The organism is Candidatus Poriferisodalis sp. (genome assembly GCF_965262965.1).
GTDB lineage: Bacteria > Actinomycetota > Acidimicrobiia > Acidimicrobiales > Poriferisodalaceae > Poriferisodalis.
This window is the reverse complement of the sequence record NZ_OZ253573.1, coordinates 2,847,319-2,867,442: the sequence shown is the minus strand read 5'-3', so window position 1 is coordinate 2,867,442 and position 20,124 is coordinate 2,847,319. Positions and strand designations below refer to the sequence as shown.

Below are 20,124 nucleotides of genomic sequence, written 5' to 3'. Positions count from 1 at the left end.
CAGCGTAGTCGGCGGGCGGGGCGGGTCAGGGAGCTATTCGGGCAGGTGCGCTATGGCTTCGATCTCTACTTCGGCGCCAAGGGGCAGGGCCGCGACGCCGATGGCGCTGCGAGCGGGACGGTGCTCGCCGAAGGCCTCGGCGTATATCGAGTTGACCAACGAGAAGTTGCCGATGTCGGTCATGAAGACCAGGCACTTGACGACATCATCAAGCGTCCCCCCGGCCTCGGTCAGCGCCTCTTCGACGTTGACGAGCACCTGGCGAGCCTGGGCTGCGACGCCGTCCACCAGCGCGCCGTCTCGCAGCCCGATCTGGCCAGAGACGAACACGAAGTCGCCGGCTCGGTACCACTTCGAATAATGAGCGATAGGTGCAGCCATCGAAATGCCTCCGTTCTCAGCCGATCAGCTCTCCGAGATGCTGCCGGCGTTGGACGTGATGTGATCCAGCGTGATGAAGACCGCCAGGCGGCGCTGGCGAGCCATCACGCGGTCGTATTCGTCCCAGTCCTCGTGGGCGCCGCCGGCTGAGCGGAACACTTCGCGCAGCAGTTCACCGATGTCGGCGTCGGCGATGCCCTCGACGGGATCGTCGAGTCCGATGAGTTGCGCGTTGCCGTGGACAGCCACCCAGTCCCAGCGGTGGCGGAACGCCACTGCTGCGCGGGGGTCTGCGCGAAGCAATCGGGCCTTGCGAGCTTTGCCTGCCACGACGCAGGCGACGCTGGTCTCGCCGGTCACTGGATTGTCCATGACGCCGGCGTTGATGATCGACACGTGCGGGCTACCGCTCGTATCGAGGCAGATGAAGCTGCACAATCCGTCTTCGGTTGCGCTGAGGCGGCGGAGTTTGTCAATTGCTGATTCGGCCATTGCGGGGGGACGCTAGCGCTTAGCGGCCGGTTGGTAGGTGGGGTGGGGTTCCTTGGCTTTGCCAGGTGGCAATGCGTTACGCCGTGAGGAGTGCCGCCGGAATAACACCTATGCCGTCGCGGCGACGGTACGCGTGGGATCCAGTGGTAATGACGGCAGCGTCAAGCAGGTCGGGCCCGAGACGTTCGCTCAGCCAACGCAGGTGACGCACATCACGTTCCTCTACTGAGGAAGTGAGCTTGACTTCGAGCGCCACCACTGTGCCGTAGCCACGCTCGACGATCAGATCGACTTCACGCTCGCCGCCATGGGTGCGCAGGTGATGAACCCGTGCTTCGTTCTGTTGCGCATAGACCTTTACCGACAGCGTGACGAGCGATTCGAAGAGAGCACCGAGCAATGGTCCATCGCGAGCAATTGCCGGACCGCCAGTGGTGCCGGCGAGAAGTTCATCGGCGTCGCAGCCGAGCAGCCGAGCAGCCAACGCAGGATCGGCAAGATGATGGGTAGGTGACCCAGCTAGACGGCGCAACGGGTTCCGGGTGGGGTGCCAAGCCGAAACCTCGTCGAGCAGCCACAGCTGTTCCAGAGCCGTCCGGTACGGCAGAGTGGTGGATCTCGCTGGTTTGCGGCCTTGGGACGTCGCCGCTGCGTCACGCACGGTCTCGAACGATGCTGTCGTTGAGGTTGCTGCTGCGTAGGCCATCAGCCAGCGACGCAACGTTTGGGGATCACGTACACGACGGTCGAGGTCATCGAAGTCGTGCTCTGCGATCCGGTCGAGATATCCGTCGAGGGCAGACCGCCGGAGACGACTCGAGAGGCTCCGGATTCCCGGGAAGCCCGACCGCATGATCTCCTGTGCGTAGTCGACGATTGTCGCATCGGTCTCGCCCGTCAAGTCGGGCCGGGTGCCACTCAGCAATGAACCGAGACTGACCGTGGGCACAATGGGCATTCGTTCCGCCAAGGACATCGGTCGCATGCGAACGGTCACGATTCGACCTGCCCCTGAATGCGTCGGCTTGCGGGTAGGCGTTGCTGAACCGGTCAACAGGAATCTGCCGGGAGTGCGGTCTGCGTCCACTGCTCGCCGCACCACGTCCCATGATTCGGGCATTCGCTGCCACTCGTCAATAAGGATTGGCGGCTCGCCCTCGATCAATCTCTGGCGTCGAGCCCGGATCAAGGCGTACTGGTCTGCGTCGTCGAGCCGGTGAACGGTCTTGGCCCGCCGCAATGCAGTCTCCGTCTTGCCGACACCTCGAGGTCCCTCAATGGCGATCGCCGGCAGCCCCTCGGAAAGCTCGTCCAGTTCTTGGTCGACAATTCGAGGGATGTAGCCGTCGGGTGACATAGTTCAACACTACAGTTTCGACTGCTTTAACGCTATATATTCGACGCGGTGAGGACTACGTTTTCGACATGTGGCGCCGAAGGAATCGAACCGTGGGACCCCGTCAGCGGCCGGTTGGGAGGTGGGGTGGGGTTCCTTGGCTTTGCCAGGTGGCGGCTGCTACTGCGGCGAATACTGGCTCGCCGGCGGGGACTGGGGGGAGGGGGGAGGGGGTGATGGTGACTTTGATGTTGGGGGTTTCGGCGGAGCGGGCTATTCCGAAGCTTCGGATGGTGAGGTCTTGGACTTCGCCTTGTTCGTCGACGGCGAGAGACTCGGAGGTGACCCAGCTCCAGGCCATGTGGGCTGCGCCGATGACGTAGCTGCGCAGAGTGACGGAGTCGAGGGGGTTGCCGGCGTCGATGTCGACATTGATCTGGTTAGGGCTGACTTCGGCTCTTGCAGTCGCACCGTTCGGCGATGTCACTTTGGCGGTGCCTGTGCCGGAGCTGGTGTGGGTGGTTGCGGTTGTGTTGCCGGTTCGCACTTGCTCTAGGGCGGTGGCCAGCATTTGGGCTTCGGCCCATGTGGCGGCGCGCAGAGCTAGGGAGGTGGGCGGGCCTGGTACGTCTACCTCTTCGATGGTTGCGGCGGGAAGCACGGTCTTGAGGATGTCGGTGGCGCCTGGTGTGCGGGCAATTCGAATGATGCCGGTGCCGTCGGCTCGGAGGCCGGCAGCTAGTGGGGGGCGCTTGGGGCCGCGGCGGACAGTGTCCTCGCGGGACCACAGGACTCGCACCGGGCGGCCGAGTTCGTCGGCGAGACAGCGGGCTTCGTTGCCGACGCCGGACGCGGCCTTGCCGCCGAACGCTCCTCCGTTGGCGAGCGGATCCGATGGCTCGGCGCCGGGCTCGCACCACGCGGCATCGGTCTCGAGATACCCGGGCTCGGTCCAGCACGTCGCCAGGCTGATGTCCCACTGCTCGCCGGGTAGTGCATCCGGCACGGCGATGGGCGGGATGGGTTCGAGCGTGGTGCGACGGCCTTGCACCTTGCCTGCGGATCGGCGCGCCTGCGTCAAGGTTTCCGCAACGACCCAGCGGTCACGGTCATCGTTGTCGGCTGACGCTGCTATTGCGAAGAGCGCGTCTTGGGGGGCGCCGTCGGCGCCGAAGGCGACGGCGCCGAGCACCGTGGTGGTATCGGTGTGCTGAGGGCCGCCGGTCTCGAGCTGTGCTCGTTCGGCCGCAGCAGACCGGTCGATGTCTGAGGCGCGGTCGGGCGGTCCGGCAGAGCTGCCCGCGGAGCCTGTCGAGACACGCTCCGCGGCCTCGCGGATGGTTTGCCATCCGGTGCAGCGGCACAGGTGTGCAGCGAGGGCCTTGTCAACGGTCGTGCGATCGCGCAGATCAGCGCCGCGGCGTTCGTGGCCGACGAGCCGGCACACGATGCCGGGAGTGCAAAAGCCGCACTGTGAGGCGCCACAGGCGACGAACGCCTCTGCCCAGCGCTGCTGTTCGTCGTGGCTCAGACCTGCGGCAGTGGTGATGTTTCGACCGGCCACGCGACGCGCCGGAGTCACGCACGCGACGCGCGGGGCATCGTCGACCAACACCGTGCAGCAGCCGCATTGGCCCTGGGGGCTGCAGCCGTCCTTGACCGCTTCGATGCCCAGTCGATCGCGCAGTGCACCCAGCAGCGTGTCGCCGTCGTCGGGAACTTCGACGGAACGGCCGTCGACCGTGAACTGGATCGTGGTGTTCGGTGCCGACGCAACTTCCGCCGATGGCCCCGCAGGGTCGGCTTCGGGCAGGCTCAGCTGAAGGAGTTGCCGCAGCCGCAGGTGCGCTGCGCGTTCGGGTTGTCGATCGCGAATCCCGAGCCCATCAGGCCGTCGGTGAAGTCGAGCGTGGCGCCTTCGAGCAGCTGCGCGCTCGTCGGGTCGGACACGACCTTGATGTCGCCGTACGCCTTGGCCATGTCGTCGGACGCAACCTCGGAGTCGAAGAACATCTCGTAGCTGAAGCCTGAGCAGCCGCCAGGCCGCACGGCGACGCGCAGGGACAGTTCGGGTTCGCCCCCGGCCTCGGATTGCTCCTGGGCGATGAGCTCGTGAACCTTCTCAGCGGCGGTATCGGTCAGCGTGATCACAACAGGGTCTCCCGCATCAGCCCGACATGGGCAAACGTTCCAGTAGTGATGCTAGTGCCCCAGGCAGCGAATGCACAGGCGCGAACCGTCGGCGGGCCCCATCCGCTCGCTGCGGCAGGCCCCGGCCGGTGAGCCCGCGCACGGCGGCGTTACCCTGCGGGAGCGTGAGCGTGCAACCCGACGACGAGGCGATCATCGCCATCCTGCGCGGCGTCATGGATCCCGAGCTGGGCGACAACATCGTCGATCTCGGCATGGTGCGCAACGGCTATCGCGACGGCTCGACCGCGCACGTCACCGTGGCGCTCACCACCGCAGGCTGTCCGCTTCGGGCCACCATCAAACGCGATTGCGAATCACGCGTCGGGGGGCTGCCAGGCATCGAGAAGGTTCGGCTGCATTGGGATGAGCTGAACGCTGCCGAGAAGGCCCGCGTGATGGAACGCGCCCGACGCACCGCCCGCGACAACGCCACGCCGACCCAAATACCCGCCAGCGCACGCGTGCTGGCCGTGGCGTCGGGCAAGGGCGGCGTGGGCAAGTCCTCAGTGACGGTGAACCTCGCCACCTCGCTGGCCGCGCGCGGCTTCGTCGTCGGCGTGCTGGATGCTGATATCTGGGGCTTCAGCGTTCCTCGCATGCTGGGCATGGAGGGTCGGCTCGCGGCTCGCCCACCGCGCGAGGGCGAAGACCGCGGCAAGATCGTGCCTGACGAGCGTCCGATGGGTTCCGGTCGACTGAAGGTCGTCTCGACCGGGCTGCTTGTCGAGAACGAGGAGACAGCGCTGATGTGGCGCGGTCTCATGCTCGCCAAGGCCGTCGAGCAATTCCTGCATGACGTCGACTGGGGCGAACTGGACTACCTGCTCGTCGATATGCCGCCAGGCACCGGCGACGTGCAGATGGCGCTGGCTCGGCTCCTGCCGCAGGCCGAGATGCTGGTGGTCACCACACCCGCGCTGAGCGCACAGAAGGTGGCCGTGCGAGTTGCCGACATGGCGCGTCGCAGCCACATGCCGATCCTCGGCGTGGTCGAGAACATGAGTGCCTTCACAACACCGGACGGTCAAAGCTGGGCATTGTTCGGCGAAGGCGGCGGAGAGCGCCTCGCTGCCGAGCTGGATGTGCCGCTGTTGGGCTCGATCCCGCTGGAGCCGGCCGTGTCGGCCGGTGGTGACACGGGCGAGCCGGTCACTGCGTCGGACGTCGGCGGGGCTGCGGCGGCAGTGTTCGAACAGATCACCGAGCGGCTCGTCGCCGAGATCATTCCGCCAGTGGACATGGGCACGTGCACAGCTCGCATGGAAGGCCCGATCTCGGTCGCGCTGGGGCCTCGCCGGAGCTAGCTGTGGGCCCCTAGGGCGTTGAGCCTGTGGATGGGGGGTTGGCGAGGGCTTCTTTGTAGCCGTCGTCGTCGGGCATCAGGGTTGCGATTGTTCCGTCGGGGTTGACGCGCAGGGCTGGGAGGATTTCGGGGATCTCGCCGAGGTTGTCGGCCCACGCGAGCAGCTCGTCGACGGTGTCGACGTTACGGAGAGGCTCCAGGTTGACCAGTGTCGGGAAGATCATCTTGAACTTGTCTTCGGCGTGCTGCGCGAAGGCGTCGGCTGGGCGGATCCAGGTGCTCTCGACGGTCTCGGCGCCGTCGTGGAGCGGCTCTTGCTCATCGGGCGCGTGGGCCACGAAGAAGCGTGTGTCGAAGCGACGCGTGGGGCCGATCGGCGTGACCCAGTGGCTGACGTACCGGAGCTCGTCGAGATCCAGTACCAGACCCTCGTCGGCGCACATCTGGGCCAGTCGCAGCTCGCCGTCATAGACGCTTGCGCGCAAGCCGCTGAACCGGTCGGCTGTCGCGGGACCGTCGAACGAGATGTGGTCGCTTCCGCGTCTGGCCAACAGCACGCCGGCCTCTTCGAAGCACTCGCGCACAGCGGCGACCCAGAACGCAAGGCCGCCATGGTCGACGTTCATCCGCTGCGACGCGGCGGCGTCGTCAAGCCCGACGCAGACCGCCTCGAGACCCGGGTCCTCGCGGTCGACGGGGTCGACGGCGCCGCCGGGGAACACGAACTGTCCGGGGACGAACTCGCTGCGCGGATTGCGGCGCAGCATGAAGACCTCGAGCCCATCGCTGCCATCGCGCACCAGCATCACTGTGGCCGCGGCGCGCAGCGGTATCTCGACGGGAGCGGGTGAATCGGACACGGCAGCTCCAGTCGTGGGCGGGGCCGGGTGGACCCTATCGGCGAGGCAGTTGGGTCTCCGGTGCGAGATCGGCGCGTCACCTCGGCGTTCGTGAGGGAGCCCGCCGCTAGTGTCCGATCGATGAGGCCGCCGTCGGTAAACGACCTGGCGCTGCGGATCGCGGACGTGGGCTTGCCCCATCCGCTGCTGGTCATCGCCGCCCGAGCTGCCATCGCAGCGGGAGATCCCGACTCGGCCATCGACGAGGCGCGCCGGCTGCGCCGCAGCCTGCTCGGGTCAGCGATCAACGCAACCGGCGTGCTCCTGCACACGAATCTCGGCCGAGCACCGCTCGGGAATCAACACAGTCGAGCACCGCTCGGCGCGGCAGGCCTTGACGATGGACCGGCTCGGGCCAGCAATCTGGAATTCGATCTGGTGTCGGGACGTCGGGGGTCTCGGGCCTCGCACGCCTCGCTGCTCATGGCGACGCTGACCGGTGCCGAGGCGGCCCTCGTGGTGAACAACTGCGCAGCGGCGGTCACGCTCGTGCTCGCAGCACTCGCTCGAGATCGCGGGGTGGCGGTTTCACGGGGCGAGCTGGTGGAGATCGGGGGCGGCTTCCGCGTGCCCGACGTCATGGAGCAATCGGGCGCACGGCTCGTCGAGGTGGGCACCACAAATCGAACTCGCGCCGCTGACTATCGCGCCGCTGCCGAGCGTGACGACATCGCGCTGCTGCTGAAGGTGCACCCCTCCAACTACAAGATCACCGGCTTCACCGAAGAGGCCTCGGTAGCCCAACTGTCGAACATCGGGCCACCGGTGGTCGTAGACCTCGGATCGGGCCTGCTGGATGAGCGGTGCCCGTGGCTGGGGTCGCGACCGGATTGGCTGGCGGGTGAGCCCGGTGCCCGGCAAACGCTGGCGGCCGGCGCTGTCCTCGTCACGTTTTCGGGGGACAAGCTGATGGGCGGTCCGCAGGCGGGGATCATCTGCGGCAAGGCGGACCTCGTCGCGGCATGTGCTGCGCACCCGCTCATGCGGGCGTTCCGGCCAGGCTCGCTGGTGCTGGGGGCGCTGCAGTCGGTGGCGTTGGCCTACCTGCGCCGAGACGCCGACGCGGTCCCGTTCTGGCGGATGGCGAGCGCATCAACTGACGAGCTGATGGAACGGGCCTCCGCACTGGGCATCGGTCGCCCATCCGCCACGATGGCGCTGGCCGGCGCCGGCTCGTTGCCCGGTCAGGAGATCCCCTCCGCTGGCATCGAGCTCGATGGCGATCTCGCCGCCTCGCTGCGGGCGTTCGACCCACCCGTGATCGCCCGCGTCAACACCCAGACCACGGTCGTGGACCTGCGAACCGTCGATCCCGCCGACGACCAGATCGTCGCCGAGGCAATCCGGCAGTCGCTCACCCGGCGCAACTAGCCAACGTCGTTACGCACTCGAGCAATTGCGGAGTTCCCTGCGGCCGACCGCTGGCGCACTCAGCTTCACATGGATCGAAAATCGATAGAAACACCTTACATATCGCCTGCCAGCATGACGAGAGCCGCACCCCGAAAGATGCGGCTCTCGTGGGCCTAGCGCTGGTGCGCCGAGCTGGACTGATACCCCTGCCTCGGACGGTTCGATTCCGTCTAGGTCCACCAGCGACCTTACGGCCGCGGTGTCACGCTACACAAGGAGATTCCGTCGCAATGCCATTCGGCAGATCGCGCTTCGGCGGGGCATGCTGGCGGTGTGCACATCATCGCCACCGCGGGGCATGTGGATCACGGCAAGTCCACGCTGGTGCGAGCTCTCACCGGCACCGACCCCGACCGGCTCGCCGAGGAGAAAGCACGCGGCCTGACGATCGACTTGGGGTTCGCGTTCTGCACGCTGGACTCGGGCCGACAGATCAGCTTCATCGACGTTCCGGGCCACATCCGGTTCGTGAAGAACATGCTCGCTGGAGTCGGAGCGGTGGATGCGGCGCTGTTCGTGGTGGCCGCACCCGAAGGCTGGAAGCCGCAATCAGCCGAGCATCTGGCCATCCTCGAGCTGCTCGGCATCTCCAATGCCGTCGTCGCGCTCAGCCAGGTCGGCCTCGTCGATGACGAGCTGGTGGAGCTGGCCGGGCTGGACATCGCCGACCACACCACTGGGACGTTTCTCGAACACGCGCCAGTCATTGCGACCGACGCCATCGACGGCACCGGGCTGGACGAGCTTCGGGCTGCACTGGATGCGCTGTGTGCGCAGACGCCCACAGCCACCGACCGGGATCGTCCCCGACTGTGGATCGACAGGTCATTTGCCGCGACCGGCGCCGGTCGCATCGTGACCGGGACGCTGGCAGGCGGCACCGTTGCGGTCGGCGACGAGCTGGCGACCGCTCCGGGCGACCGCAGCGTGCGAGTTCGAGCCATCCAGACGCAAGGCGCGGTTGTCGATCGCATCGGACCGGGCCACCGTGTCGCGTTGAACCTGACCGGTGTTGACGCCGATGACCTGGGCCGCGGTGTCGCCGTCGTGCGATCCGGCCAGTGGCACCTCTGTGGGCGCATCGATGTCGAGCTGACTGTGCTCGACAGCCTGGGCAGTGATGTCACCCGGCGGGGCGCCTACGCGCTCTACCTGGGTTCTGGCGAATGGCCCGTCCGCCTCCGGGTGCTCGGCCCAGAGCGCATCGCGCCCGGCGAGACCGGCTATGCCCGGCTCCACCTGCCAGTGGGATTGCCGCTCGTGCTCGGGGACCGCTTCGTGCTGCGGGACTTCGGTCGGGGCCGCACCGTGGGCGGCGGCACGATCCTCGATGTGGATCCGCAGCTGCGAGCCTCGGTCGCGGTGCCCGATGCGCGACCCGAGCGCATCGTGGCCGAGCGGGGCTGGGTCACCGTCGACCATCTCGAGCGACTGACCGGACAGCGGTTCGAGCCTGTGTTGGGTGCATGGACGGCACCGGCCGAGATGGTGGACGCGCTGCGCACCGACCTGGCGGCCCAGGTCGACCAAGCTGGTCCGCTGGGCCTTGACGTAGCAGTGCTGGACGAACGCCAGCGGATCGCCATCGGCACGCTCGAAGGAGTCGTCGTCGATGCCGGTCGGGCCCGCCGAGCCGACGCCGTCGACGTGCTGGCAGACCATCGGTTGATCGCCGAGTTGGCGGCATCGCCGTTCTCTCCGCCCGAACCGGCCGGCGTTTCCCGCCAAGAACTGCTGGCTCTGGTTCAGCGCGGCGAAGTGGTTCACACGGACGGAATCTGGTTTGCCGCCTCAGCGATCGAATCGGCCGCCCAGCGCGTCGCTGAAATGCTTGCCGCGCAGCCCGACGGGGTTACCGTGGCAGAGATCCGCAAAGCGCTGGGAACGACGCGCAAATACGCACTGCCGCTGGTGGGGCACCTGGATCGCACCGGTGTGACGCGCAGGCGGGGCGACGTGCGCATTGCGGGGCCGAGGCTGCCCGGCTGATTGCGGCCGATGCGGCCGATGCGGCCGATGCGGCCGATGCCGCGCCGCCGCAATGATCGGTGTGAGGGAGAAGGGCTAGTTGGCGTCGCTGCGCATCAGCAGAATGTTGCGACGCTCGATCTCGTTGCGGCCGCCCCAGATCCCGTGCGCCTCGCCCACGTCCAGCGCGTGCTCGAGACAGGCGCTCGCGACCGAGCACTGGTTGCAGATGGATTTCGCCCGAGCCTCGCGTTCTGCTTTCTCATCGCGTCGCTCGGTGCGGGGCGGCGGAAAGAAAACTTCCGCCTGAGGGCCTCGACAGGCTGCCTTGTCCTGCCACTCCTCTACCAGCAATGCGCTCATGCGTCCCCCTGTTCGGAGAGGACTTTAGGCGCAACAAAACGGCTTGACAAGAGCAAAACGAAACCTCATTCGGTTTCGGAAACCGTTTCATCAGCGCGCTTTCGACGCATTTCCCGGTAATCGATAGCTGCTCCGTCAATCGGCTCGACTTCCAGGACAACTCCGCTGAGGCCGCTCACGCGCAACGATTCGCCCGCTCGCAGGGGTGTCAGACGGTTGACGCGAGCCCGCCACTGCGCACCGTGAACCTCGACCGTCCCGTCGGGATCGATGTCGGTCAGCGCCGTGCCCTCCGCCCCAACCATCCACTCGCGGCCGACTGTCGCGGTGCCGTAGCGAGTGCGGATCAGTGCCGGCAAACCCGACAGCACGAAGACTCCGACGAGCACGATGCCGACGAGCAGCGGGATCCAGCTCATCGAGTGCTGACCGAACAGGCCCAGTGACCCGATGATCAACGCGGCACCGCCGGCCACGGTCCAGAACCTCGGGACACCAGTCTGGGCGTCCACGGCGAATGCCACGAAGGCTCCGACCAGCAGCACAAGTGCCCAGATGCGAATGTCGAGCGTGCCCAGTCCGAAGGCGGCGAGCAGCCCGCACACCGCGCCGACTGCGGCCGCGACACCCACGCCGCCGGTATAGAAGTCAAGCAGCAGCATCGACAGCGCAACAAGCAGCAACAGGTACGCAACTGCCGGGCTCGCAGCGGTATGGAACAGCCCGTCGAGCAGCGGCAGCTTCACAAACGAAACGGCGACATCCGGCGCGATGGCACGCTGAACCAAGCCGTCGTCATTGGTGAGGTTCTGGGTGATCGGCGCGATGTTTCCCATGTCGGACATCGCCAGGATGAACTCGCCCACCGACGGGGCCGTGCTGGCAGTGAGGCCGGCAGTGACCGCTTCGGCGGCTTCGTAGCGGCGGCTGCGCTCGCCCGCGTGCGGTCCGGCGCTGTCGTGGCTGTGGAGCTGTGCCGGCTCCGGTTCGTGGGCATGCACCAGGCCCCCGACCGAGGAGAAATCGCCAAGCCGCCCGCCAGGCGCGATCGCGGCGAATTGCACTGAGGTCACCAGGTGGGCGGCACCGCCGAGCGCCTGCGCACCGCTGGGCCCGACCCACACTCCGACGGGCAGATGGGCGAGTCGAACGTTGTCCAGCAACTCCACCAGCTCGTTGTCGTCCAAGGTGGTTCCGGTACTGTTGAGCTGCAGCACTGCGCCGATGGCATGGCGACCGTCAGCGACGGCCAATTCGCGGCTGATGTACGACGCCATGATCGGATCGATGAGTCCATTGACTTCGATGACGACGATCGTGCGCGGGCCCGCGTCAGCCTCATGCGCCGGAGTAACGGGATCGGTCTCGGTGGCGTCAGCGTCGGTGTGATCCTCGTGTGCTGCTGCCATCGGAGCAGCAAGGCCCCCGATGGCTGCCAGGAAGACCACGGCAGCCGCGAACCGGGCCAGCACTGCGGTACGACCAGTGCGGCGACTGCGGATTGCGCGCAATGAGGCTCCAAGTGCTCGGGAACGGCCCGAACTCTAAGAGGCCGAGCGGCACTACCCTGCGCGTTCGTGACCGAGGTTCTGCTGGCCACCGATGCCGACTGGGTGGTTGAGGAAGTCGCAGCCGCTCTTTCGGGGCCCGACGTGACGTTGCGCGTGGTTCGATCGGGCCAAGAAGTGCGGCCCGCTGTGGAGGCCAGCACTCCGGACTTGGTCATCCTGGACTTCCAGATCGGCAACATGGGCGGCATGGCGTCCTGCCTGGATCTGCGTCTGGAATCCGGGATGGGTCGGCTGCCGCGGGTGCCGGTGCTCATGCTGGCCGACCGCGAGGCGGACATCTTTCTGGCACGCCGCTCCGACGCCGACGCGTGGCTCGTCAAGCCGCTGAATCCGATGCAGCTGCGCCGGACAGCGCTCGGACTGCTGTCGGCCGGCGCCTCCGGCGACACTGCTGACGCCAGCTGAGCCGTCCGGGGCCAACAACCGCTGCGCCGAAGACCGCGGCGCTGGCCGGATCGTGTGGCGTCGGGCGAAATCGGGGTAGCACCGCAGCGGGGCGGAGCGGTAGCTTCAGGCGCCACAACCGCACACGGGCAGTGGCGCAGGTTGGTAGCGCGCTTCGTTCGGGACGAAGAGGTCGTGGGTTCAAATCCCGCCTGCCCGACCAAATCTGTGAATACCGCGAATCCCTCCCCTGACGGCGCTGCCCGCCGCAGTTCAACGGCATTGCGCCGGGTGGGTTTTGTGGGCTTGGGCAACGTCGGCGGGAAGCTCGCCGGGTCGCTGCAGCGCAACGGGTTCGAGCTGGTGGTGCGCGACCTTGACGCCACCGCCATGGCGCCGTTCCTCAATGCGGGCGCAAGCACCGCTGCGTCGGGTGCCGAGCTTGGCGAACAGTGCGACGTGGTGATCACCTGCCTGCCGACGCCGGAGGCCTCAGCGGCAGTGCTCGAAGCGCCCGACGGGGTACTGGCCGGCTTCGCCGCAGCAACCGCCGACAGCTCCGGGCCCAAGATCTGGGCCGAGATGAGCACGACCGACCACCACGAGGTGCAACGGCTCGGCGTCGATCCTCAAGGTCATGACGAATTACTTGGCCACGGCCAATCTCGTTTCGGTGTGCGAAGCACTGGTGACCTCACACGCTGCCGGCATGGACCTCGCCACCGCGTATGAGGCGATCCAGATCAGCTCGGGCAACTCGTTCGTGCATGAGACCGAGAGCCAGGTCATCCTGAACGGCTCGCGCGACATCAACTTCACCATGGACTTGGTGTGCAAGGACATCGGGCTGTTCGCCGAAATGGTCGACGACGAACCTGAGATGCCTGGCGCTGAAGTCATCGTCCGGCGCGGCAAGGATTTCTAGGCCGCCGAGAGAACCTCGGCACTGTGTCTCATGCCGCCGAGAGAACCTCGGCGATCTGGACTGCGTTGAGGGCGGCGCCTTTGCGGAGGTTGTCGCCGACCACGAACATCGCCAAGCCATGCTCGACGGTCGGGTCGCGGCGGATGCGGCCTACATAGGACGGATCGCGGCCGGCTGCGTCGAGCGGAGTCGGCACATCGACGAGCTCGACGCCGGGCGCTGCAGCCAGCAGCTCAGTGGCGCGCTCAGGCGAGATAGGCCGCTCAAAGCGCAGGTTCAGCGAGAGCGAATGGCCGGTGAACACCGGGACGCGAACGCAGGTGCCCGACACGGCCAAGTCTGGAATTCCGAGGATCTTGCGGCTCTCGTTGCGGAGCTTCTGCTCTTCGTCGGTCTCGCCGAGGCCGTCGTCGACAAAGTTGCCTGCCTGAGCCAGCACGTTGTGCGCTATCGGGCCGGGGAACTTGTCGGGCGTCGGGTAGCTGACAGCGGTGCCGTCGAAGGCGAGCGCTGCAGCATCGGGTGACGTCGCGGCGAGCGCACGTTCGAGCTCGTCCACGCCCGCAAGGCCCGCGCCGGACACGGCCTGGTAGGTGGCAGCCACCATCGAGACCAGGCCGGCCTCGGCATGCAGCGGCGCCAGCACCGCCATGGCGGCCATCGTCGTGCAGTTGGGATTGGCGATGATGCCCTTCGGGGCGTTGAACACCTCTTTGGCGTTCACTTCGGGCACGACGAGGGGCACATCAGGGTCCATGCGCCATGCAGAGGAGTTGTCGATGACCGTCGGTCCCTGGGAGACCACTCGCTCGGAGATCGCCAGCGACGTCGTCTTGCCAGCGGAGAACAGGGCAATGTCGAGACCGGTGAAATCGGCTGCTGCAGCGTCCTCAACAGTGATTTCGGATCCGTTCCACGACAGCTTGCGGCCCGCAGAGCGAGCGGACGCGAACAATCGCAGCCCGTCGATCGGGAACGCCCGCTCGGCGAGGATGTCCCGCATCACGGCGCCCACCTGACCGGTGGCTCCGACGATTCCTACACGCATGGGGTTGAGGCTACCGAGCGGGATTCGCGGGGCTTGGGGGATTCTTGGGCGAGGAGCAACGGCGCGAGCGGGGCGCCTGGTCAGTCCAGGCCGGGTTTGCTGCGCCTGGTCAGTCCAGGCCGGGTTTGATTCGCCTGGTCAGTCCAGGCCGGGTTTGATTCGCCTGGTCAGTCCAGGCCGAAGGCTGTGTGGAGGGCGACGGTGGCTCGGTCGACGTCGGCTTCGGCGACGACGCAGGAGATGCGGATAGGGGAAGTGGAGATCATCTCGATGTTGACGCCCTCGCTCGCCAGTGTCTCGAACATGGTGGCAGCAACGCCGGGGTGGCTGGCCATGCCTGCGCCGACCAGCGAGACGCGGGCGATGTCGACGTCGGTGTTCGCGGAGGCGAAACCCACCGTGGTCACCATTCCCTCGCAGATCTGGCGTACTTCGTCGGCGCTCTCGGCGGGGATCGTGAAAGAGATGTCGGTGTGGCCGTGGTCGCCCACGTTCTGCACGATCATGTCGACGATCACGGACGCGTCAGCGAGGGTGCGGAACACCTTCGCTGCGATGCCAGGCTCGTCGCGCACGCCGACCAGCGTGACCTTGGCCTGAGAGCTGTCCGGCACGATGCCGGTCACGATCGGACGCTCCATCTCGTTTGCCTGCATGCCTGACTCCGTGTCGACGACCCAAGTTCCCGGTTCCCATGTAAACGCGGACCGCACGTGCAGGGGAACGCCATACGTGCGGGCAACCTCGACCGAGCGGGCAGCCGGCTTGGGGCAGCCCATCGCAGTCATCTCCAGCAACTCGTCGAAGCCGAGACCCGGCAGGCGCCGAGCGGTCGGGCACACACGGGGGTCAGTCGTGAACACGCCCGAAACGTCGGTGTAGAGCTCGCAGGCATCGGCGCCGAGGCCGTGCGCCAGAGCAACGGCAGTGGTGTCGGATCCGCCGCGGCCCAAAAACGTCACGTCGTTGTCGGTGGAGACACCTTGGGCGCCCGCGACGACCGCAACACGGCCAGCTGCGACGGACTCGGACACGCGGCGCGGCGTGACCGAGACGATCTTCGCATTGCGGTGGTTTGTATCGGTGAGAAACCCCGCCTGGCTGCCGGTATAGGAATCGGCCGGCACTCCGGCGGTGTGCAGCGCCATGCACAGCAGCGCGATGGCCTTGCGCTCCCCCGCGGTGACGAGCATGTCCATCTCGCGGCCCGCAGGCTCGTCGCTCACCTGGCCCGCCAGGCGGATCAGCTCATCGGTCTCCGAGCCCATCGCGCTGATGACGAGCACCACGTCGTCGCCGCGGCTGCGGCAGTGCTTCACATGTTCGGCGACTTCGCGCATGCGCGCAGCACTGGCCACCGACGTTCCGCCGAACTTCTGCACGACCAACGGCACGGCGGGCGAGGGTACTGGCGGCGGCGTGTTGCCCTTGCGCTCGGCTCTACGGGGCAGCGGAAGCTCGGTAGTGTGACGCCGGTTTTCAGTGCGTGGAGGACGGCCGTTCATGAGCAGCGAGAAGCGACAACGACAACGCGAGAACCGGATGCGTGCCTCGGCCCAGGCGCAACGCCGTCGCCAGCGTTCCCGCAGGACGCGCAAGGGTCTGCGGTTCGCGCTCATTGTCGCTGCCGTGCTGGTCACGCTGTTGCTCTACACCCTGTTGAGCAGCGGCGATGACAACGATGAGACCACGACGACGACAGTGCCCGAAGCTGACGCAGCACCTGCGGACAGCGATACCGGTTTCGTAACCGAGGAGCCTGCAACCGAGCCAGACAACGAGCCAGACAACGAGCCGGCCAGCGAGGATGCCGATGAGCCCGCAGCAGACGCTGACGCCGAACAGAGTGCGACCGAAGCTGACCCCGATGCCGAGACCGCAGATCCGGGTTGTCCCGCAGCTGACGGCAGCGACGGCCCCCGCAGCCAGTTCGCCCAGGAGCCGCCGGTCTGCATCGACATCGAGACGCTGTATGCGGCCACGTTCTCCACCGCCATGGGCGACTTCACGATGGTGCTCGACCCGCTGCTTGACGTCACGAGCGTGAACAACTTCGTGGTGTTGGGTCGCTACGGGGCCTTCGACGGCACGCTGTTCCACCGCGTCATCGCGGACTTCGTGATCCAGGGCGGCGACGTAGAGCTTGCGTACGGCACCGGCGGGCCGGGGTACCGCTTCACTGGAGGCTTCCCCGATGAGGACTGGTACCGGATCGGATCGGTGGCCATGGCGAACGCCGGAAACCCGGCCAGCAACGGATCGCAGTTCTTCGTGATCACCGGCGACCATGGCGCAGCGCTGCCGCCGCTGTACTCGCCTCTGGGCCACGTCATCGACGGCATGGACGTCGTGCTGGCGATCGAAAGCGTGCCGATCGGTCCTCGAGATGCACCGGTTGACGAGGTCGTTGTCGACCGGGTGACGATCGCCGAAGCCGCCGAATCTCAGATCGCTGCGTACGAAGACGCACGCAGCTAGCACGCGGTCGTATTGCGGCGTCGTCGATCCGACACAGCGGCGGGATCAGGCGTAGGCTCGCGCCGATGCAGAGCCAGCCAGAAAACGGCCTCACCGAGCCGCCTGCTACCGCCTGGTCGTTCCCTCCGGCGACGACCGCTGACGAGAACGGCCTGGTCGGCGCAGGTGCCGACCTCGAGCCCGGAACTCTGCTGGGGGCGTACCGGTCGGGTCTGTTCCCGATGCCGCTCGGCGACACCGTCGGCTGGTGGTCACCCGATCCCCGCGGCATCCTGCCGCTGAGCTACCTGCGGGTCAGCCGATCCCTGCGACGCGCATGCCGCCAGTTCGACATTCGCATCGACACTTCCTTTGAAGAAGTGCTGGAGTCGTGTGCCGACCCGGCCCGGCCGCATGGCTGGATCAGCGACGACATGCACAGCGCCTACCTGGCACTGCACAAGATGGGCTGGGCGCACAGCGTGGAAGCCTGGCTCGACGACGAGCTCGTCGGTGGCCTCTACGGGGTGGCGATCGGTGCTTTCTTCGCGGGCGAGTCGATGTTCCACACCACCAGCGATGCCTCCAAGGTGGCGCTCGTGGCACTGGTCGATGCACTCAAGGTGACCGGCGGGGCACTGCTTGACGTGCAATGGACGACGCCGCATCTGGCTGGCCTGGGTGCCGTGGACATCGAGCGGGAGGGCTATTTGGAGCTGCTGGCCGAAGCCATCACGCGGCCGTTGCCCGAGATCTGGTCGCGTCCCATGGTCTTCCGCATGCTTGAGGGCTGACCGCCCGAGCGTTTTGCACAGCCGTGACTGCGTCTGATGCACCGCGGCGCGAGCGGCCGTGACTGATTCTGACGCACCGCGGCGCGAGCGGCCGTGGCTGATGCGCACCTACTCAGGGCATTCGACTGCGCGGGCCTCCAACGAGCTGTACCGCTCGAATCTGGCGAAGGGCCAGACCGGCCTGTCGATCGCCTTCGACCTGCCCACACAAACCGGCTACGACCCTGATCACGTGATGGCCCGAGGCGAGATCGGCAAGGTCGGCGTGCCGGTCACCCACCTGGGCCACATGTCCCAGCTCATGGACGGCATCGCGCCCGATGCCATGAACACGTCCATGACCATCAATGCCACGGCGCCGTGGCTGCTCGGCCTCTACATCGCACACGCGCAGAATGCCGGTGTCGCGCCCGCGGCGCTGCGCGGCACCACTCAGAACGACATCGTCAAGGAGTACCTGAGCCGCGGTACCTACATCTTCGGCCCCGAGGCCAGCCGGCGGCTCATCACCGACGTGGTCGCCTACTGCTCGCAGCACGTGCCGCTGTGGAACCCGATCAACGTCTGCAGCTATCACCTGCAAGAGGCCGGGGCGACGCCGACACAGGAAATCGCCTACGCACTGGCCACCGCCATCGACGTGCTCGATGCCGTGCGCGACAGCGGCAAGGTGCCCCCTGAACGCTTCGACGCAACCGTGGGCAGCATCTCGTTCTTCGTGAACTCGGGCATCCGGTTCATCGAAGAGGTCTGCAAGGTTCGGGCCTTCACCCAGATGTGGGACGAGATCTGCGCACGGCGCTATGGCGTGACGGATCCGAAGATGCGCCGGTTCCGCTACGGCGTGCAGGTCAACTCGCTGGGTCTCACCGAAGCGCAGCCCGAGAACAACGTGGCCCGGGTCACGCTTGAAGCGCTGGGGGTGACGCTGTCGAAGCGGGCCCGCACCCGTTCGCTGCAGCTGCCTGCGTGGAACGAGGCACTGGGCCTGCCGCGACCGTGGGACCAGCAGTGGTCGCTCCGGATCCAGCAAGTGCTCGCGCACGAGACCGATCTGCTCGAGTACCCCGACATCTTCGACGGCTCGGTGGTGGTGGAGGGCCGCACCGCTGAGCTGGTGGCCGCTGCGCAAGCCGAGCTGGATGACGTGCTCGAACTCGGCGGAGCGTTCGCCGCAATCGACGAGCTGAAGCGGCGGCTCGTGGTGAGTCACACACAGCGCATGCGACAGATCGAGAGCGGGGACCTGACCGTCGTGGGCGTGAACGACTTCACCGAGACCGCTCCTTCGCCGCTCGACGGCGACGAAGCGATCCTGCGCGTGGATCCCGAGGTGGAGGCCGAGCTGGTTGCCGACCTCGAACAGTGGCGGGGGGCCCGAGATCCCAACCGGGTGGTGGCAGCGCTTGACGACCTGCGCGTTGCTGCTTCGGGAGACGTGAACATCATGGGCCCGACCATCGAGGCCGCGCATGCGGGTGTCACCACCGGCGAGTGGGCGCAGGCCTTGCGTGAAGTCTTCGGCGAGTACCGCGCGCCGACCGGCCTTGGAGGAGTCGGCGCAAGCAACGCTGGTCTGTCGGCCGTCGCCGAGCGCTGCGCGGCGATGGCGGGAGGCCCGCCCCGAGTGCTGGTTGCCAAGCCAGGCCTCGACGGTCACTCCAACGGCGCCGAGCAGATCGCGGTGGCGGCGCGCAATGCCGGCATGGAAGTCGTCTACGAGGGCATCCGGTTGACACCCGAACACATCGCTGCGACCGCACGCGACGAGGACGTCGACGTGGTGGGTCTGTCGATCCTGTCGGGCAGCCACCTCGAGCTGGTGCCTGAGGTGGTGGCCGCCCTGGCCGGCGAAGGCGTGACAGCGCCCGTCGTGGTCGGCGGCATCATCCCGCCCGGCGACCACGAGACACTGCGGGACGCTGGCGTGGCCGCGGTCTATACGCCGAAGGACTACGAGCTCTCGGCGATCATGGCCGATATCGCCGATCTGGTCGAACGAGTCCGTTCCAGCGGTCAAGGGATCCGGCCGGACCAATCGTGAGGACAACCGCTCTTCGCCGAAAGCGTCGCCGGCTGGCCAGGCTGGCTGTTCCGGCCTTCTTTGTCCTGTACCTGGTCATGATCCCGCTCAACTCCGTGCTCGAATCTGAGCATTCTGAAGTCTTTCCCTTCTTCCGTTGGAAGCTCTTTGCAAATGTCCCCGATTGGCAGACAACTGAATATGCACTTGTCATCGATGCCATAGATGGCCAACCGACCGATGAACCCCTCTATCTGATTCCGAGCCCGGACATCCGGGACTGGAAGGCCCTCCGAACTTCAGCAGTGGCGTGCACCAAGGACAGAGCCTGCGAGGACACGGTGACCGATGTCCTGTTCCCCATCGTTCAGCGGGCTCTTGGTGATCGCAGTATCGATTTCAGCATCATCGAAGCCGACGTCGACCTGCGTGATGTTCGAGACGGGATAGATGAACTTGCCGACGGAGACGCGACCAGAACCGATTTCTATCAACCGCGCACGGTCATCGGCCAGTGGAATACTGACACTGGCCGCATTCTTCCGTCCACGCAAGCAGAGTAGGCAGTCGTGCG

Annotated in this window: 18 protein-coding genes, 2 tRNA genes and 2 pseudogenes; 11 read left to right on the top strand and 11 right to left on the bottom strand. The window is 66.7% G+C overall.

The genetic code is table 11. The features are described 5' to 3' along the window. Positions 1-33: 33 nt before the first annotated feature. From ACQY5K_RS13775 to erpA, 6 genes and pseudogenes are all read right to left on the bottom strand, one after another. Positions 34-381, bottom strand: coding sequence for a RidA family protein (locus tag ACQY5K_RS13775; protein WP_428116270.1), 348 nt, complete (start codon positions 379-381; stop codon positions 34-36). Between the two features lie 24 nt (positions 382-405). Continuing rightward, positions 406-873 (bottom strand): pyridoxamine 5'-phosphate oxidase family protein, encoded by a 468-nt coding sequence (locus ACQY5K_RS13770; RefSeq protein WP_428116267.1) that lies wholly within the window; start codon positions 871-873, stop codon positions 406-408. Positions 874-949: 76 nt separating this feature from the next. Then, a complete protein-coding gene (locus ACQY5K_RS13765) occupies positions 950-2,230 on the bottom strand; it encodes an ATP-binding protein (protein WP_428116264.1) in 1,281 nt (426 codons plus the stop codon). Between the two features lie 103 nt (positions 2,231-2,333). Continuing rightward, complete coding sequence (locus tag ACQY5K_RS13760) at positions 2,334-3,773, bottom strand: 2Fe-2S iron-sulfur cluster-binding protein (RefSeq protein WP_428116261.1); 1,440 nt, start codon at positions 3,771-3,773, stop codon at positions 2,334-2,336. A 48-nt stretch (positions 3,774-3,821) separates the two neighbouring features. Continuing rightward, positions 3,822-3,962, bottom strand: a pseudogene (locus ACQY5K_RS13755) (2Fe-2S iron-sulfur cluster-binding protein); the annotation flags it as partial. Positions 3,963-4,024: 62 nt separating this feature from the next. After that, the gene (gene erpA, locus ACQY5K_RS13750; RefSeq protein WP_428116259.1) at positions 4,025-4,360 is read right to left on the bottom strand and encodes an iron-sulfur cluster insertion protein ErpA; all 336 of its coding nucleotides are present in this window, start codon (positions 4,358-4,360) and stop codon (positions 4,025-4,027) included. Positions 4,361-4,524: 164 nt separating this feature from the next. Here erpA and ACQY5K_RS13745 point away from each other — a divergent pair, with 164 nt between their 5' ends. Further along, positions 4,525-5,706: an Mrp/NBP35 family ATP-binding protein gene (locus ACQY5K_RS13745; RefSeq protein ID WP_428116256.1), complete on the top strand. Its 1,182-nt coding sequence runs from the start codon at positions 4,525-4,527 to the stop codon at positions 5,704-5,706. A gap of 10 nt (positions 5,707-5,716) precedes the next feature. Here ACQY5K_RS13745 and ACQY5K_RS13740 read toward each other — a convergent pair whose 3' ends face one another. Further along, a complete protein-coding gene (locus tag ACQY5K_RS13740; protein ID WP_428116253.1) occupies positions 5,717-6,565 on the bottom strand; it encodes an NUDIX hydrolase in 849 nt (282 codons plus the stop codon). 120 nt (positions 6,566-6,685) lie between these two features. Here ACQY5K_RS13740 and selA point away from each other — a divergent pair, with 120 nt between their 5' ends. The 3 genes from selA to selB all read left to right on the top strand — a co-directional run bounded on the left by selA (position 6,686) and on the right by selB (position 10,006). Further along, the gene (selA, locus tag ACQY5K_RS13735) at positions 6,686-7,975 is read left to right on the top strand and encodes an L-seryl-tRNA(Sec) selenium transferase (RefSeq protein WP_428116250.1); all 1,290 of its coding nucleotides are present in this window, start codon (positions 6,686-6,688) and stop codon (positions 7,973-7,975) included. Between the two features lie 151 nt (positions 7,976-8,126). Beyond that, a tRNA-OTHER gene (locus ACQY5K_RS13730) sits at positions 8,127-8,199 on the top strand. 91 nt (positions 8,200-8,290) lie between these two features. Further along, positions 8,291-10,006, top strand: a complete 1,716-nt coding sequence (gene selB / locus ACQY5K_RS13725; protein ID WP_428116248.1) for a selenocysteine-specific translation elongation factor — start codon at positions 8,291-8,293, stop codon at positions 10,004-10,006. Between the two features lie 75 nt (positions 10,007-10,081). Here selB and ACQY5K_RS13720 read toward each other — a convergent pair whose 3' ends face one another. Together ACQY5K_RS13720 and ACQY5K_RS13715 are read right to left on the bottom strand one after the other, a co-directional pair. Beyond that, positions 10,082-10,348, bottom strand: coding sequence for a WhiB family transcriptional regulator (locus ACQY5K_RS13720; protein WP_428116246.1), 267 nt, complete (start codon positions 10,346-10,348; stop codon positions 10,082-10,084). Between the two features lie 65 nt (positions 10,349-10,413). Further along, positions 10,414-11,859: an NfeD family protein gene (locus tag ACQY5K_RS13715; RefSeq protein WP_428116243.1), complete on the bottom strand. Its 1,446-nt coding sequence runs from the start codon at positions 11,857-11,859 to the stop codon at positions 10,414-10,416. A 66-nt stretch (positions 11,860-11,925) separates the two neighbouring features. On the opposite strand from ACQY5K_RS13715, the gene ACQY5K_RS13710 reads away from it, so the two are divergent. The 3 genes and pseudogenes from ACQY5K_RS13710 to ACQY5K_RS13700 form a co-directional block, all read left to right on the top strand. Then, positions 11,926-12,324, top strand: a complete 399-nt coding sequence (locus ACQY5K_RS13710; RefSeq protein ID WP_428116241.1) for a response regulator — start codon at positions 11,926-11,928, stop codon at positions 12,322-12,324. Between the two features lie 125 nt (positions 12,325-12,449). Further along, a tRNA-Pro gene (locus ACQY5K_RS13705) sits at positions 12,450-12,526 on the top strand. 59 nt (positions 12,527-12,585) lie between these two features. Continuing rightward, a pseudogene (locus ACQY5K_RS13700) lies at positions 12,586-13,171 on the top strand (NAD(P)-dependent oxidoreductase); the annotation flags it as partial. Positions 13,172-13,256: 85 nt separating this feature from the next. Here the strand turns inward: ACQY5K_RS13700 and ACQY5K_RS13695 are convergent. Beyond that, positions 13,257-14,276 carry an aspartate-semialdehyde dehydrogenase gene (locus tag ACQY5K_RS13695; protein WP_428116238.1) on the bottom strand — a complete coding sequence of 340 codons (1,020 nt, stop codon included), beginning with the start codon at positions 14,274-14,276 and terminating at the stop codon, positions 13,257-13,259. A 167-nt stretch (positions 14,277-14,443) separates the two neighbouring features. Next, the gene (locus ACQY5K_RS13690; protein ID WP_428116235.1) at positions 14,444-15,670 is read right to left on the bottom strand and encodes an aspartate kinase; all 1,227 of its coding nucleotides are present in this window, start codon (positions 15,668-15,670) and stop codon (positions 14,444-14,446) included. 109 nt (positions 15,671-15,779) lie between these two features. On the opposite strand from ACQY5K_RS13690, the gene ACQY5K_RS13685 reads away from it, so the two are divergent. The 4 genes from ACQY5K_RS13685 (at position 15,780) to ACQY5K_RS13670 (ending at position 20,113) form a co-directional block, all read left to right on the top strand. Continuing rightward, on the top strand, positions 15,780-16,754 hold the full coding sequence (locus ACQY5K_RS13685) for a peptidylprolyl isomerase (protein ID WP_428116233.1): 975 nt from the start codon (positions 15,780-15,782) through the stop codon (positions 16,752-16,754). 65 nt (positions 16,755-16,819) lie between these two features. After that, positions 16,820-17,527: a leucyl/phenylalanyl-tRNA--protein transferase gene (aat, locus tag ACQY5K_RS13680; RefSeq protein ID WP_428116230.1), complete on the top strand. Its 708-nt coding sequence runs from the start codon at positions 16,820-16,822 to the stop codon at positions 17,525-17,527. 58 nt (positions 17,528-17,585) lie between these two features. After that, positions 17,586-19,571, top strand: coding sequence for a protein meaA (locus ACQY5K_RS13675; RefSeq protein ID WP_428116227.1), 1,986 nt, complete (start codon positions 17,586-17,588; stop codon positions 19,569-19,571). 77 nt (positions 19,572-19,648) lie between these two features. Continuing rightward, positions 19,649-20,113, top strand: a complete 465-nt coding sequence (locus tag ACQY5K_RS13670; protein WP_428116225.1) for a hypothetical protein — start codon at positions 19,649-19,651, stop codon at positions 20,111-20,113. Positions 20,114-20,124: the final 11 nt, after the last annotated feature.

Excerpts from the sequence above, each read along its gene's own strand:
- ACQY5K_RS13670 (WP_428116225.1), top strand. The coding sequence starts at position 19,649 with ATGATCCCGCTCAACTCCGTGCTCGAATCTGAGCATTCTGAAGTCTTT.
- ACQY5K_RS13720 (WP_428116246.1), bottom strand. The coding sequence starts at position 10,348 with ATGAGCGCATTGCTGGTAGAGGAGTGGCAGGACAAGGCAGCCTGTCGA.
- ACQY5K_RS13765 (WP_428116264.1), bottom strand. The coding sequence starts at position 2,230 with ATGTCACCCGACGGCTACATCCCTCGAATTGTCGACCAAGAACTGGAC.
- aat (WP_428116230.1), top strand. The coding sequence starts at position 16,820 with ATGCAGAGCCAGCCAGAAAACGGCCTCACCGAGCCGCCTGCTACCGCC.
- ACQY5K_RS13775 (WP_428116270.1), bottom strand. The coding sequence starts at position 381 with ATGGCTGCACCTATCGCTCATTATTCGAAGTGGTACCGAGCCGGCGAC.
- ACQY5K_RS13770 (WP_428116267.1), bottom strand. The coding sequence starts at position 873 with ATGGCCGAATCAGCAATTGACAAACTCCGCCGCCTCAGCGCAACCGAA.
- ACQY5K_RS13695 (WP_428116238.1), bottom strand. The coding sequence starts at position 14,276 with ATGCGTGTAGGAATCGTCGGAGCCACCGGTCAGGTGGGCGCCGTGATG.
- selA (WP_428116250.1), top strand. The coding sequence starts at position 6,686 with ATGAGGCCGCCGTCGGTAAACGACCTGGCGCTGCGGATCGCGGACGTG.
- ACQY5K_RS13685 (WP_428116233.1), top strand. The coding sequence starts at position 15,780 with ATGAGCAGCGAGAAGCGACAACGACAACGCGAGAACCGGATGCGTGCC.